We start from the raw sequence: 13586 nt of genomic DNA, 5'->3' as shown, positions 1-13586 counted from the left end.
GGCCTACCGTTTGCGGCGCCGGGAGATGCGGGAGCGGTGTCCGGACGGGGCGGGCGCGGCCAGGACGAACACCACCGTGATGTGCGCCCCTCCGAGCGGACTGCGGACGATGCGCATCGTGCCGCCCGTTGCGACCGCGGCCCGGGACACGATGTCCAGACCCAGCCCCGTGGAACCGGTGCTGCTCCCGCGGGAGAGGGCCTGGTGCGGATCCGGGATGCCCGGTCCGCCGTCCTCCACGACCAGTGCCACGGCCTGGGGCAAGCGGACGACGCGGACTGCGAACGGGGTCCCGGCGGGGGTGTGGCGGAAGACGTTCCCGATCAGCGCGTCCACCACGGCGGCGACGTCGTCGTCGGAGAGGCCGACGGGCGTCGGCTCCTGGGTGAGGTCGAGGGAGCAGTCCCGGTCCTGCTGCCCCGCCAGCACCGTCCAGAAGGCGGTCCGGCGACCGACGACCTCGGCGAACTCGCAGTGGGAGCCGGACGGCTTCGCCGCGCCTGACCGCTGCCCCGCACCCTGTCCCGCGCCCTGGCCCGTCCTCCGTTCCGCGCCCTGTTGCACACCGAGCATGCCCTGGCCCATGGGGCCCACCGCGAGCGGGGTGCGCGCCGTGGCGATGATGGACTGGAGCTCCGCCTCCAGCGCGCCGATCGCCGCCTCGACCCTGGCCGACTCCGGTGTGCCGGCCATCCGCTCCGACGCCAGGTGCAGGGCGGTCAGCGGGGTGCGCAGCCGGTGGGAGAGGTCGGCGACGAGTTCGCGTTCGACGGCGAGCAGCTCGTTCATCCGGTGGGCCATCGCATTGAAGGCGACGCCCGCGTCCCGCAGTTCCCTGGGGCCCATGGGGTCCACACGGGTGTCCAGGTCGCCCCGGCCGAGCGCCTGCGACGCCTGCGCGAGCCTCTTCGAGGAGCGGACGACCTTCGAGCCGAGCCGGTCGGCGACCAGGACGGAGCCCGCGATCAGCCCCACGGCGAGGAAGGCCATCACCGCCCAGGACTCCGTCACCCCACGGGTGAGCTCCGCCTCGGGCACGAAGTTCTCGATGACGGCGACCTCGTCGCCCGGCAGCACCACCGGCTGCAGGCAGATCCAGCCGCCCGGGACCTCCTGCGAGATCGATTCGCGCCCCCGCTGCGCCCGCTCGAGCAGGGCCGCGGGTGCCCTGGACGTGCCCAGGGCTCCCGCCCCCGGCAGATGGACGACCAGGTGCTCCGACGCGTCCAGGCTCGCCGCGGACTCCCGCAGGGCGTCCGGATCCGTGGTCAGGGTGAGGACCGGGGCCAGGGCGGCGGCACGCTGTTCGGCGGCGGTGACGCCCTGTTCCTTGACCAGCGACATCACCAGGGCGGCCAGCGGTACGAGGAAGGAGAGGGCGATCATGGAGGTCACGGCGAGGGCCACTCCGGCCAGTGAGCGTCTCACCTCGGTGCCACCAGCTTTATGCCGACGCCGCGGACGGTCAGCAGGTAGTGCGGGGCCGACGCGCGTTCGCCGAGCTTGCGGCGCAGGGAAGACAGGTGCACGTCGACCGTCTGGTCGTCCACGTACGGCTCGCGCCAGACCTCGGTCAGCAGCCGCCGTTTGGAGACGACCTGACCCGTGTGGTGGGCGAGGAACGCCAGCAGGTCGAACTCCCGGCGGGTCAGGCGCAGCTCCCGGCCGGCCAGGTACGCGGTCCGCGCGCCCGGGTCCACCGCCAGCTCGCCCACGATGGTGGGGCGCAGCGGCTCGGCGGCCGCCGCGACCGCCGGTCCGGCCGCACCGCCGCCCGGGGGCGCGCTGCTGGTGCGCCGCAGGACGGCGGAGAGGCGGGCGAGGAGCTGTCCCCCGGAGAAGGGTTTGACCAGGTAGTCGTCGGCGCCCGCGTTCAGGAGGTTGATGATCTCCGCCTCGTCGTCGCGGGCGGTGGCCACCAGTACGGGCACGGAGGAGATCCCGCGGATCATGCGCAGGGCGTCCCCTCCGTCGAGGTCGGGCAGTCCGAGGTCGAGGACCACCGCGTCGACGGGCGACTGCGTGACCTCGCGCAATGCGCCGAACCCGTCGGCTGCGCTTCGTACGGCATACCCGTGCTCCGTCAGGACCTCGATGAGGGACTGGCGGATGCTGGGGTCGTCTTCCACGACCAGGACGCTCGGCATGCGGACACCATAGGGGCTTGGCCGGGCGGGGACGAGGACGGGTCTCCGCCCCGGCCGCCCGGCAGGATCCGAAGGTAGGGCTCAGGGGGCGACGAACGTCGGGCCGTCGTCCGTGACGCGCAGGCGTACGGGGCGGTCGGACACCGGGATGGTGCAGCCGTCCCGGGTGCTGCAGCTCGCGTAGCCGAGGAGTACGGTCGCCTCCCCGCTGCCCGTGGCGCGGACGGCCAGCGTCGTGCTGACCGGGCCGTCCGGGTAGACGGGGACGCGGGAGTCGACCCCGGGGACCTCGATCGACCGTACCTCCGGGGCGGCCCGCAGCTTGCCCTCCGCCCCGAGGACGCCGGTGACGGCCACCGTGGTGGGCCGGCCCACGCCGTCGATGCCGGTGGGCGGCAGATCGGTGCTGTAGAGGTGGAACCCCTCGGCCTCGGGTGTGAAGACCGCGGTGATGGTTCCCTTCGAGTCGTGCCAGGCGGAGAGCGAGAGCGTGACGGTGACCCCGTTCTCGGAGAAGTGCGTCGTGGGGGCGGGGGCGGCGGGGGCGCCGGCCCCTTTGGAGGGTGCCCCGCCGCAGGCCACGAGCGCGGCCAGGGGGACGAGGGCGGCCACCATGCGGGCCCTCCGGGAGTGCCTCACCAGTGCGGAAACGTTCATGTGTGTGCCTCTGCGTCGTGTGTGTCATGTGTGTCGTGTGTGTCGAGCGGTGAGTGCCGGGCTCGTGCCGTCTGCATGCCGTTCGTGTGCCGGATCGGTTGCAGGGCCCCGCAGGGCAGGGCCCGGGCCCTACAGGGCCGTGGTGAAGTTCGCGCTCCACACCTGCATCCGGTAGACGAGGTCGTTCCACGCGCCGGTGGCCAGCAGCACTCCGACGAGCACGAGCATCCCCCCGCCGATCCGCAGGACCCACGGGTAGTGGCGCTTGACCAGTCCGAACGCGCCCAGAGCGCGGCGGAAGGCCAGTGCGGCCAGGACGAACGGCAGCCCCAGCCCGAGGCAGTAGACGGCCATCAGCAGGGCTCCGCGGGCCGCGCTCGCCTCGGTCCAGGCGAGCGCCTGGACGGCGGCCAGGGTCGGGCCGATGCACGGGGTCCAGCCGACCGCGAAGACCGCCCCCAGCACGGGCGCTCCGGCGAGGCCCAGGGCGGGCCGCCGGTGGCTGCGGAACTCCCGCTGCGTGAAGCCCGGCAGGAAGCCCATGAAGGACAGTCCCATGAGCACGGTGAGGACGCCGAGCACCTGGCTGACCGCCTCCTGGTGGGCCAGCAGGGTGCGGCCGAAGTACCCGAACAGGGCGCCTCCGGACACGAGGACCGCGGTGAAGCCCAGGACGAACAGGACCGCGCCGGCCGCCATGCGGCTGCGGCGCCCGCCGCGCGCGTCCGCCAGATCGGCGACCGACAGGCTGGTCACGTAGCTGAGGTAGCCGGGTACGAGCGGCAGCACGCACGGCGAGAGGAAGGAGACGAGCCCCGCGACGAAGGCCACCGGGGCCGCCACCAGGACCGTTCCGTTGACGAGGGAGGAGGTGTCCGCGGCTGCGGCGAGCGGCCAGTGGGCGAAGGTCGTCATCCCTCCTCCACCACGCGGGCGAGCAGGGGCCGCAGTTGCTCCGCGGTGACGGCGCCGCCGATGGCGACGGCGATCCTTCCGCGGCGGTCGATCACGAGGGTCGAGGGCATGGCCTGCGGATTGAGCACCGCGGGAGGGAACCGGAGCAGGAGCTCGCCGGTGGGGTCGTGGAGGCTGGGAAAGCTCAGGCCGTGCGCGCGTACGAAGGACTGCGCCGCGGCCCGGTCGCGGTCCCGGGTGTTGATCCCGAGGAACCGGACCCCCTCGTCCCGGGTCTGCCGGCTGAGCCGCTCCAGATCGTCGGCCTCCGCGCGGCAGGGAGCGCACCAGGAGCCCCAGACGTTGAGGACGACCACCTGGCCGCGGAACCCGGCGAGGGAGACCTGCTTCCCGTCCAGGTCCTCGCCGGCCAGCGCGGGGGTCTCCTCGCGGGCGTCCCGGTCCACAACGGTGGCCCCGGCCGCGGCCCTGACCGTGGTCCTGACCGGAGCCCCGGCCCCGCCCGCCCCGCCGGCCGGCGCCCCGCCGTGGTCCGTCCAGGCACCGGTCAGGAGCAGGAGCGCCGCCACCGCGAGGCCCGCCCCGGCAGGGACGGCGGCCGCCCGGACCCGTCTTCTCACGGAGCCCACTTGTGCAGGAAGGAGTTGATGCCCTCCGCGGTCAGGGGCGGGTTGCCCGTGACATGGGTGTCGGTACGCACCGTGCCGGACGGCGAGACGGCCACCAGGACGGGCATCGTGTACGTCCCGCCCGAAGGGCTGTACTTGCGCAGGAGCGCGGAGTTGGCGGAGCTGTCGCCGCCGATGTCCACCTTGACGAGGTGGTACGAGGCCCCGAGGATCGCCGAGGTCTGCGACTGGGCGAACACCTTGTCTGCGGCCTTGCAGTTGCCGCACCAGTTCGCGCCGAAGTCGAGCAGCACCGTCCGCCCGTCGGACTTGGCCGCGCGCAGGGCGTCGTCGATCAGCTTCTGCGCGTCGGCCGAACTGTCGTAGCCGGATCCGGGTACGCGGGCCGGCGCGGGAGCGGCGGAGGTCCGGGGCGCCTTGGAGGGCTTCCCGGCCGACGACCCGCCGGATCCGGACCCGGACCCGGTGCTCGTACGGGAGGGGCTCGGCGAGGAGCCGGCCGGGACGGCGGAGGCGGACGGCGAGGCCGACGCGGACGGGGAGGCCTCGGGGGAGGTGCCGGCCGACGTCGTCCCGGTGGGGGACGCCGTCGAGGACTGCGCGGCGCCGGCCGGGGCGGAGGAGCCGACGGGCTCGGTGGAGGGCCCGCACGCGGCGGTGAGCCCGGCCGCCACCACGGCCGCGGCCACCAGCGGCAGGCGCTTCCCGAAAGGTGTGGAGGGGCGGGGAGACGTCGTACCGCGATCGGTGCGGACGGATCGGAGCATGCGAGAACTCATGGCGGAGACACCCCAAGGCAAGGTTCGGACTGCGGGATGGGCTGAGCGCACCCCGGCTCGATGAAACCGGGGGCCGGGGGCTCACCGGGCTGGTGCCCGGATGCCCGAGGCCGCTCGGTTGACGCGAGCATAGGACCGCCCGGGGCCTGCGGAACCGTGTCGGTGCGATCTTGAGGTTGCCCTAAGGAACAGCTCATCTTCCGCTTCGGCGGAACCCGGTGCATGAGCGCACACAGGGCCGCGAAACCTTGCAAAAGGGGCTGGAGCGGCCCGAGTCGGTGCGGATCGGCTGCCGTGACCGGCTTCAGAACGAGGACTCGCGGACGCTGGCCTTGGCCCCCGGGACGACCGTCGCCGTGATCACCGACCGGTGGTCGCCGCTGGTGAACGTGACCGTGAGGGTGTCGTCAGCGGTCTGCGAGGTGGTCGTCTTGAAGCCCGGGCTCGGGACCGCCGAGATCAGGCACACGCCCCGGCTCCCGTACCGGACCGTGACCTTGCCGCCCTGCGAGGGGACGGTGTAGAGCCCCGCCCCGCCCTGCTTGCAATCGACACCGCTCTTCGGCGCGCTGTTCCCGGGGGCGCTCGACGAGGCCTTCGCGCGGGAGGGGGTGACGGGCAGGGAGGAGGCCGGCTGCGTCACCGTGGCGGAAGGGCTCGTGGAGGGGGTCGCGGTCGGGGAGGGCTGCTCCGGCGCCGCGCTGCCCGCCTGCCAGGCGGGGGGCGTGTCGATGACCACCGGGGCGGAGCGCGCGACCGGGGGCGTATGCCTGGTCGACCCGACCACGAACTGGACCGTGCCGAGCACGGCGGTCACGCTGGCCGCCGTGCACGACAGCCATATGAGCAGGTAGCGCGGAATTCGGGGCACCGCCCCATAGTGGCCGACGCGCCGGGCGGCCGGGCACCCGCTCCCCCCGAATGTCCGCGGCCGCCCGGTGGGCGTACCCGCGGACGGCCCGGAAAACGCCGGCGTCCCCCGGATCCCCGCGGAGGGGTCGGGGGACGTGCCGGAGCCGCCCGGCGGCCGGGGGCGGGCCGCGTCGGGCCGGTCGGCGGGCCGGGGAGCCCCGCTACTTGCCGGTGCCGAAGTCCTGCGTCCACCAAGGCCCGCCGTCGCCCTGGTGGACGCCTATGCCGATGTCCCGGAAGGCGCAGTTGAGGATGTTGGCCCGGTGCCCGGAGCTGTTCATCCAGGACTCCATGACCGAATCGGCGTTGTCCTGCCCGCGGGCTATGTTCTCGCCGAGGCCGGACCACTTGTATCCGGTCGCCTCCACCCGGCTGGTCATGGTGGACCCGTCGGGTCCGGTGTGCGACATGACGCCGCTACGGGCCATCGTGTCGCTGTACGTCCGCGCGGCGGTGCTCAGCTTCGCGTTGATCGCCAGGGGGCCGCACCCGGCCGTCGCCCGCTCCTTGTTGACCAGGGCGAGGACCGCGGACTCGGCGTCGGCGTTGACGGTTCCCGAACCGCCCGAACCGCCCGAACCGCCGGAACCGCCCGAACCGCCGCCCTTCGTGGGGGAGGGCTTGTGCGTCGGCTGGGACGCCGGCGCCTTGGCCGGAGCGCTGCTCGCCGGCGTCGGGGGACCGGCCGGAGGGGCCGATGCCGTGGCGCCGGCGTCGGGCGTCCCGGACGGGCTCGCGCTCGTCGGGGCCGAGGCCCCGGCGGTACCCGGCGAGGCCGTGTCATCGGGGGCCACCGCCGGCGTCGCCGATCCCGCGGCGGACGCCGTGGCCGCCGCGCCGCCGGCCCGCCGGTCCGTACGGTCGTCACCGCTGGAGTCGGCCACCGCGACCCCGACCGCCACGGCCGCGGCGGCCGCGGTGACGGACAGCACGATGCGGGTGCGCGCCGTCTTCTTCCGGCGCGCCTCGGCGCGGGACAGGGTTCCGGGAGTTCGGCTGCGGCTCATGCCGGTAACACCTCACTGGAGAGGGGGAGGGGGTGCCGTCCGAGCCTAGGCCCGTGACCAGGGAAGAGAGCGCACTGTAAGGGTTCTTCAGGATCCCCTAAGGAAGCCCGCAGGATCCAAACGCGGATGAGTCGGACAATCACGCCAACTCGACCCGTCGGGCCGTGCGCGGGGCCGCTCGCGGAGCGGGCCGCCGGGACGGCTTCGGGGGACGCCCGGCAACGAGTCGCAGGTCACAGCACCTTGGACGGGACGCTGCGGCCCTGGTCGGCGCCAACGGCGCCGGCAAGACGACGCTGCTGCGGCTGATCTCCGGGGAACCGCAGCCGCACGGCGGGAGCGTCACCTCCAGCGGCGGCATCGGGATCACGGACCGGTTCGTCGGCTCGGTGCGCGACGACCGCACGGTGCGCGACCTGCCGGTGTCGGTGTCGCAGCCGCGGATCCGGGAAGCCGCGGCCGCCGTGGACGCGGCCGAGCACCTGGACGTCCCCGGCAAGCGGTGGCTCGAGGAGCGGCTGGCGGAGACCCGCAAGACGGTGCTCTTCATCTCGCACGATCGGGAGCTGCTGGCCCGGGCCGCACGGCGGATCGTCGCGGTCGAGCCCGGCCCGGCCGGATCGGACGTGTGGGTGCACGGCAGGGGCTTCGGGACCTTCCACGAGGCGCGGGAGGAGCGGTTCGCGCGCTTCGACGAACTGCGCCGGCGCTGGGACGAGAAGCGGGCCCAGCTGAAGCGGCTGGTGCAGGACCTCCAGCAGTACGCCGCGCGCAGTGACGACATGGCTTCGCGCTACCAGGCGGCCAAGACCCGGCTGCGCAAGTTCGAGGAGGCTGGTCCGCCGCCGGAGCCGCCGCGCAAGCAGGACGTCCGGATGCGCCTGCAGGGCGGCCGGACCGGCGTACGGGCCGTGGTGTGCGCGGACTTGGAACTCACGGGCCTGATGAAGCCGTTCTCCATGGAGGTCTTCTACGGGGAGCGCGTCGCGGTGCTCGGCTCGAACGGCTCGGGGAAGTCGCACTTCCTCCGGCTGCTGGCGGGTGAGGGCGTCAGGCACCGGGGCGAGTGGAAGCTCGGCGCGCGGGTGGTGCCGGGCCACTTCGCCCGGACGCACGCCCACCCCGAGCTGGTGGGGCGCACCCTGGTCGGGATCCTCTGGACGGAGCACGCCGGGGACCGGGGCGGGGCGATGTCGGCGCTGCGGCGGTACGAGCTGGAACGCCAGGGCGACCAGCACTTCGACAAGCTGTCGGGCGGCCAGCAGGCGCGGTTCCAGATCCCGTCCGGGACTGATCCGGGCGGGTGGTTCAGTGGCTGCCACCAGTGGCGAAGTCGGGCAGTTCGGTGGCGAGCAGCTGCTCGGCTCCGCGGTCGAGGAGCCGCTGCATCTCGTTCGAGCGGGGCAGCATCGTCTTCTCGTAGGTGCGGACGGCTTCGCCGACGGTGTTGCCGTTCGTGAGGGCGAGGGCGAGTTCGCAGGCGTCCAGCATGGCGAGGTTGACGCCGACGCCGAGCGGGGGCATGAGGTGGGCGGCGTCGCCCAGCAAGGTGACGGTGGGGTCGTGTTCCCAGGTGTGGGGGACGGGCAGGGCGTTGATGGGGCGGTCGACGTAGCGGCCGTCGTTGTCGGTGATCAGCCGGCGCAGGGCCGGTGACCACTCGCGGTACTGGTCCACGAGGAACGCCCGGATGGCGTCGGTGTCCTGGATGGTCAGGCCGCTCGCGGTGATCCAGTCGGCGGGGACGCGCTGGATGAGGTAGACGCGGATGTGGTCGCCGCTGTTGCGCTGGGCGAACAGTCCGCGCTCGCCGTCGGCCGCGGCGGCGCTGCCCCGACCGACGAGTGCGGCGATGTCGGGGTGCCGGGTTTCGACCTCGTGGAACCAGGCTTCGAGGAAGCTGACGCCGCTGTACCGGGGGGTGGCCGGGGAGATGGCGCGGCGGACCCTGGACCAGGCGCCGTCGGCGCCGATGACGAGGTCGGCTTCGACGGTGTTGCCGTCGGCGAAGCGCAGTTGCCGGGGGCCTTCGGCAGGGCCGCCGAGGGAGTCGAGGGTGTGGCCCCAGCGGACGGTGCCGGGCCGGAGCGAGCCCAGGAGGAGGTCGCGGAGCACGCCGCGGTCGATCTCGGGCTTGAAGCGTTCGCCTTCCGCGGGGGTGTGGTGGAAGAGGATCGTGCCGGCCGGGTCCAGCTGGCGCATCTCCTGCCCCTCGGGCCGGGAGAGGCGGAAGAACTCCTCCAGGAGCCCGGCTTCGCGCAGGGCGATCTGGCCGTTGTCCTCGTGCAGGTCGAGCGTGCCGCCCTGGTCGCGGGCATCCGGGCCGGGTTCGCGGTCGTAGACGGTGGCGTGGATGCCGTGCCGCTGGAGGATGCGGGCGCAGGTCAGTCCGCCGGGTCCGGCGCCGATGATCGCGATGCGGGGAGCGGGAGTGGGTGTGGAGGTGGACATGGCTGATCACTCCTTTCGGTCGTGCGGGGGATCATGCTGCCGCCGTTCCAGAAAAGCACACTGGGTAATTAAGTGCAACGGCTACAGTTTCGGATCCGCGCAACCTTCCTCGGCGTGCGGTGTGCGGTGTGCGGGGCGCGGGTCCGGGCGTGCGTCAGCCGGAGCGCCCGACGCGGGCGAGCCACTCGACGAGGAGGGCGCGCAGGAGTTCCGGTTGCTCGTGGGGAAGGGCGTGTCCCGCGTCGTCGGCCACGGTGAGCGAGGCGTGCGGGTAGTGGCCGAGGAGGTCGACGGCGGCGGCGTACCCGACCGTCGAGTCCAGCCGCCCCGCCACGATCGCGACCGGACCCGCATAGGGCGGCGCGTGACCGGGGGTCAGTTCCCACCGCTCGCCGATCCGCTCGAGCGCCGACTCGTCGACGAGCGCCGCGGCCGGGGCCACGTAGCGCTCGTACCGGTCGAGCATCTCCGGGGTCTGGATCACGAAGTAGCTCCGGAAGACTTCGTCGCCGATGCCACCGGTGCCGCCGGTGCCACCCGCTCCGATGGCGGCGCGGTGTTCCGGCACCTCGCGCAGCCCCGGCAGCAGCGGGCAGACGAGCGCGAGACCGGCGACCTGCGCCGGGCGCCTCGCGGCCATCGCCTGCGCGAAGTACGCGCCGGCCGAGTGGCCGATGAGGAGGTACCCGGTCCCGCCGGTCCCGCCGGTCCCGCCGGTGGCCTCGTCCGCGAAGGCGAGCAGCGCGTCGAGGACGTCGTCGGCGCTGCGCAGCGTCTCCGGAGCGGCGGTCCGGCCCGTTCCGGGGAGGTCCGGGTAGATCCGCCGCAGCCCCGCGGTGCCGTGGAGGAGCGGCTCGAAGCACGCCTCGGCCTCGCGGTGGTCGACGCCTGCGCCGTGGAGGACCAGCACGGGGCGACCGGTCCCGTGCTCCACGTAGTGGATCACCACCTCGTGCGGCCGCTTTGCGGCCCCCGGGCTCATGTCGGTCATGCGCCCATTCTTCCGCGCGGCCGCGGGGCTCGCCCGCGTAGCCGACGGGGCGGTCCGGCGCCGCGCCCGGCGGGTACCCGCACGCCCGAACATCGTGATGCCGCGTCCCGAGCTGTTCTTGATCGTGATCGGGACGGTCGCCGGCGGCCTGGTGCGGCCTTCCGGTCAGAACCCTTCCGACCCGAACCGCACCATCCGCTTCAACTGGTCCGAGTGCACCCTCGACGATGCCGGCCCGTGGATCAACAGCTTTACTCCGACCGCGTCTTCGGCGGCCACGCGTTGCCGGACGCGCCCAACGGCCCCGTCCGCGGTCCGATCTCCCGCGCCCCGTGCGCGGAACCGGGCCGGTGGCCGCCTTACGGGGGGCTGTAGCGCGTCCGTTCGGGTGGCGTCAACGCTCGGGTGACGCAAGTGCCGCTGGAGACACGTCTGTCCGTGCTGTGCTGTGGCCACGGCCGGATGACGGTCGTTCGCGGGCCCGCCCGCTGTTCGTGGCAGGTACGGCCCCAACAGCGAAGGAGAAGTGATGTCGCGTCACCGGAAGGATCGGTGCAGCGGAAGCGTCATCGGCCAACTGCTGGCCTGTGCCGTCTTGTTGACCGTCATCCTGCTGGACATCACCGGGGCTCATGCCGCCGCTGTCCACTCCAAACGGAGCCCCGACTGGGACGCCGTCGCCCGGTGCGAATCCAGCGGGAATTGGCGGGCGAACACCGGGAACGGCCACTACGGCGGCCTGCAGTTCACCCAGTCGAGCTGGGACGCGGCGGGGGGCCGCAGGTACGCGCCGCGCGCCGACCTCGCCACGAAGGCGGAGCAGATCGCGACCGCGAGGAGACTCGCCAAGACCCAGGGCATGGGCGCCTGGACCTGCGCACGCCGCCACTGAGGCGCACGCCCTCCTCGCCGGTGGACTGCTCCGTCCCGCTCAAGTCAGCGTGTCCGCAGCCCCCTTGGGCGGGTGGTGGTGCACCCGGGCGATGACGAGGGCCACGTCGTCGGCGGCGTCGGGGTGCCGTAGTGCCGACAGGAGCCGGTCGCAGGTCGCCTCCGGGGAGAGGCCGGGATCGGCGAGGAGGCGCAGGAGGAGGTCGAGCCGGTCGTCCAGGGGGTCGTCACGGGTTTCGACGAGGCCGTCGGTGTACAGGATCAGCCGGTCCCCGGGGACCAGGTCGAGGAGGGTGGTCTCGAAATCGGCGCCCCCGAGGCCGCCCGTGCCGAGCGGCACGCCGGCGGGCAGGTCCAGGAGTTCGGGGGCCCGTCCCGACCGGATGACCACGGGCGGCGGATGTCCGGCGAGGGCGACGCGGCAGCGGTAGCGGTGCGGATCCCAAGTGGCGTAGACGCAGGTCGCGATGGTCTGGTCCAGTTCGCTGGTGATGTGGTCGAGGTGGCGCAGGACCCGGGCCGGATCGAGGCCGAGGTCGGCCAGGGTGCGGGTGGCCGTGCGGAGTTGTCCCATGGTGGCGGCGGCGTGGACCCCGTGGCCCATGACGTCGCCGACCACGAGAGCCGTCTTGTCCTTGGACTGGGGGATCGCGTCGAACCAGTCGCCGCCGATGCCGCTGGCCGCTGCCGCGGGCTGGTAGCGGTAGGCGATCTGCAGGCCGGCCGCCCGGGGCGGGGGATGGGGGAGGAGGTGGCGCTGAAGGGTCAGGGCGGTCTCGGTGGCGTGCTGGTACCAGCGGGCGTTGTCGACGGCGATGGCGGCGCGGGTGGCCAGCTCGCCGGCCAGGGTGACGTCGTCTTCGTCGAAGGGAAGCGGATTGCGGGTGCGCAGGAGGCCGAGGACGCCGAGCACCTGGCCGCGGGCGGTCAGCGGCACGGCCAGGTAGGAGTGCGCGCCCTCCCGGGCGAGGAGGTCCGCGGCGGCCTCGTCGCGCGCGATGTGCGCCAGGTCCGGGCCGGTGATGTGCGAAACCAGGACGGGCCGCCCGGTGCTCACGCAGCGGGTGACCAGGCGCTCGGCCGGGTACGTGGTGCGCTCACCCACCGGGTCGGAGGCGCGGACCGAGGCCGTCTCGTAGGACGCCGCCACCGCCAGGGCCATGAAGAGGGCCTGCCCCGTCCCGTGGCCGGTCACCGTGGCCACGTTGCCCTCCAGGACGGAGTCGAGGACGTCGACCGAGGCGATGTCGGCCAGATCGGCCACGACGAGTCCGGCGAGTTCGCGGGCCGTGCGCTCCAGGTCGAGGGTGGTCCCGACGCTGACCGAGGCCCGGGCGATGAGGTCCAGGCGCCTGCGGGCTTCGGTGGCCTCTTTGGCCGCGCGGTAGCTGTCGGTGACGTCCACCACCATCAGGGCGACACCGATCACCCGGCCGCCGGGATCCTCCAGCCGGTAGTACGAGCCCGACCAGGCGTGGTCCCGGCCCGGATCGGCGGGAGTGCGCCCGACGGCGTACTGGTCCAGCAGCGGTACGCCGGTGTCCAGGACCTGGCGCATCGAGCGCTCGATCACCTCGGTGTCCAGGAACGGCAGCGCCTCGCGGACGGTACGGCCGAGGTGCTCCCCGGCGGGCAGGCCGTTGATCCGCTCCAGCGTCGGGTTGACCAGGACGTACCGCAGGTCGGTGTCCAGCACCGCCAGCCCGAGCGGGGACTGCGCCACCAGCGGGACCGACAGTGCCAGGTCGCGTTCCACGCCGCGCAGAACGGCCTCGTCACAGGCGATCCCCAGGGCGTAGACACTCCCTTGCTCGTCCTCCAGCCGCATGTTGCGGAACTCCACCAGCCGCGTGGAGCCGTCCTTGTGCCGCACGGGGAAGACGCCCGCCCAGGCGCCGCCACCGGCCATGACCTTGGCGAACAGCTCGAGGACCAGGTCGACGTACTCATCGGCCACCAGCAACTCGGCCGCGTAGCTGCCGAGCGCCTCCTTGGCCGACCAGCCGAACAGCTCCTGGGCCTGCGGGCTCCACAGGGTGATCCGACCCCCCGCGTCCAGGACCACCGCGGCCACGCTCAGGACGTCGAGCAGACCGCCCGGTTCGGAGGGGACCACTCCCACTGAGCCGGGCGCGGCACGGAACGTCCCGGACGCGACCACGACCGCCTCCTTCCCTCCTCCACCCGCTTCAGTCACCCACTGAGGC

The 13586-nt window shown here is 73.4% G+C and carries 12 protein-coding genes and 2 pseudogenes; 3 read left to right on the top strand and 11 right to left on the bottom strand.

All coding sequences use genetic code 11. The annotated features are described in order from the left end of the window. Window positions 1-3: 3 nt before the first annotated feature. From OG904_RS01295 to OG904_RS01260, 8 genes are all read right to left on the bottom strand, one after another. A complete protein-coding gene (locus OG904_RS01295) occupies window positions 4-1428 on the bottom strand; it encodes an ATP-binding protein (protein ID WP_405486439.1) in 1425 nt (474 codons plus the stop codon). Further along, window positions 1425-2147 (bottom strand): response regulator transcription factor, encoded by a 723-nt coding sequence (locus OG904_RS01290; RefSeq protein WP_405486437.1) that lies wholly within the window; start codon window positions 2145-2147, stop codon window positions 1425-1427. The genes OG904_RS01295 and OG904_RS01290 overlap by 4 nt, the downstream gene beginning before the upstream one ends. Before the next feature lie 81 nt (window positions 2148-2228). Beyond that, window positions 2229-2804, bottom strand: a complete 576-nt coding sequence (locus tag OG904_RS01285; protein ID WP_405486435.1) for a hypothetical protein — start codon at window positions 2802-2804, stop codon at window positions 2229-2231. A gap of 129 nt (window positions 2805-2933) precedes the next feature. Further along, on the bottom strand, window positions 2934-3719 hold the full coding sequence (locus tag OG904_RS01280; protein ID WP_405486433.1) for a cytochrome c biogenesis CcdA family protein: 786 nt from the start codon (window positions 3717-3719) through the stop codon (window positions 2934-2936). Next, the gene (locus tag OG904_RS01275; protein WP_405486431.1) at window positions 3716-4339 is read right to left on the bottom strand and encodes a TlpA disulfide reductase family protein; all 624 of its coding nucleotides are present in this window, start codon (window positions 4337-4339) and stop codon (window positions 3716-3718) included. Before OG904_RS01275 ends, OG904_RS01280 begins: the two co-directional genes overlap by 4 nt. Further along, window positions 4336-5115 (bottom strand): thioredoxin family protein, encoded by a 780-nt coding sequence (locus OG904_RS01270; protein ID WP_405486429.1) that lies wholly within the window; start codon window positions 5113-5115, stop codon window positions 4336-4338. Before OG904_RS01270 ends, OG904_RS01275 begins: the two co-directional genes overlap by 4 nt. Before the next feature lie 316 nt (window positions 5116-5431). Then, the gene (locus OG904_RS01265) at window positions 5432-5998 is read right to left on the bottom strand and encodes a hypothetical protein (protein ID WP_405486427.1); all 567 of its coding nucleotides are present in this window, start codon (window positions 5996-5998) and stop codon (window positions 5432-5434) included. A gap of 202 nt (window positions 5999-6200) precedes the next feature. After that, the gene (locus OG904_RS01260) at window positions 6201-7046 is read right to left on the bottom strand and encodes a CAP domain-containing protein (RefSeq protein ID WP_405486425.1); all 846 of its coding nucleotides are present in this window, start codon (window positions 7044-7046) and stop codon (window positions 6201-6203) included. A gap of 164 nt (window positions 7047-7210) precedes the next feature. Here OG904_RS01260 and OG904_RS01255 point away from each other — a divergent pair. Then, window positions 7211-8326: pseudogene (locus OG904_RS01255) on the top strand (ATP-binding cassette domain-containing protein); the annotation flags it as partial. A 28-nt stretch (window positions 8327-8354) separates the two neighbouring features. Here OG904_RS01255 and OG904_RS01250 read toward each other — a convergent pair. Next, complete coding sequence (locus OG904_RS01250; RefSeq protein WP_405486423.1) at window positions 8355-9497, bottom strand: FAD-dependent oxidoreductase; 1143 nt, start codon at window positions 9495-9497, stop codon at window positions 8355-8357. A 154-nt stretch (window positions 9498-9651) separates the two neighbouring features. Further along, window positions 9652-10488 carry an alpha/beta fold hydrolase gene (locus OG904_RS01245; RefSeq protein ID WP_405486421.1) on the bottom strand — a complete coding sequence of 279 codons (837 nt, stop codon included), beginning with the start codon at window positions 10486-10488 and terminating at the stop codon, window positions 9652-9654. Window positions 10489-10627: 139 nt separating this feature from the next. On the opposite strand from OG904_RS01245, the pseudogene OG904_RS01240 reads away from it, so the two are divergent. Together OG904_RS01240 and OG904_RS01235 are read left to right on the top strand one after the other, a co-directional pair. Then, window positions 10628-10738 (top strand): annotated as a pseudogene (locus OG904_RS01240) (beta-1,3-glucanase family protein); the annotation flags it as partial. Window positions 10739-11017: 279 nt separating this feature from the next. After that, the gene (locus OG904_RS01235) at window positions 11018-11380 is read left to right on the top strand and encodes a transglycosylase family protein (protein ID WP_405486419.1); all 363 of its coding nucleotides are present in this window, start codon (window positions 11018-11020) and stop codon (window positions 11378-11380) included. A 39-nt stretch (window positions 11381-11419) separates the two neighbouring features. On the opposite strand, the gene OG904_RS01230 is transcribed toward OG904_RS01235, so the two are convergent. Next, window positions 11420-13540: a SpoIIE family protein phosphatase gene (locus OG904_RS01230; protein ID WP_405486417.1), complete on the bottom strand. Its 2121-nt coding sequence runs from the start codon at window positions 13538-13540 to the stop codon at window positions 11420-11422. Window positions 13541-13586 lie beyond the last annotated feature (46 nt).

Origin of the sequence: Streptomyces sp. NBC_00096 (genome assembly GCF_045041305.1) — a bacterium.
Classification (GTDB): Bacteria; Actinomycetota; Actinomycetes; order Streptomycetales; family Streptomycetaceae; genus Streptomyces.
This window is presented reverse-complemented; position numbering and strand designations above follow the sequence as displayed.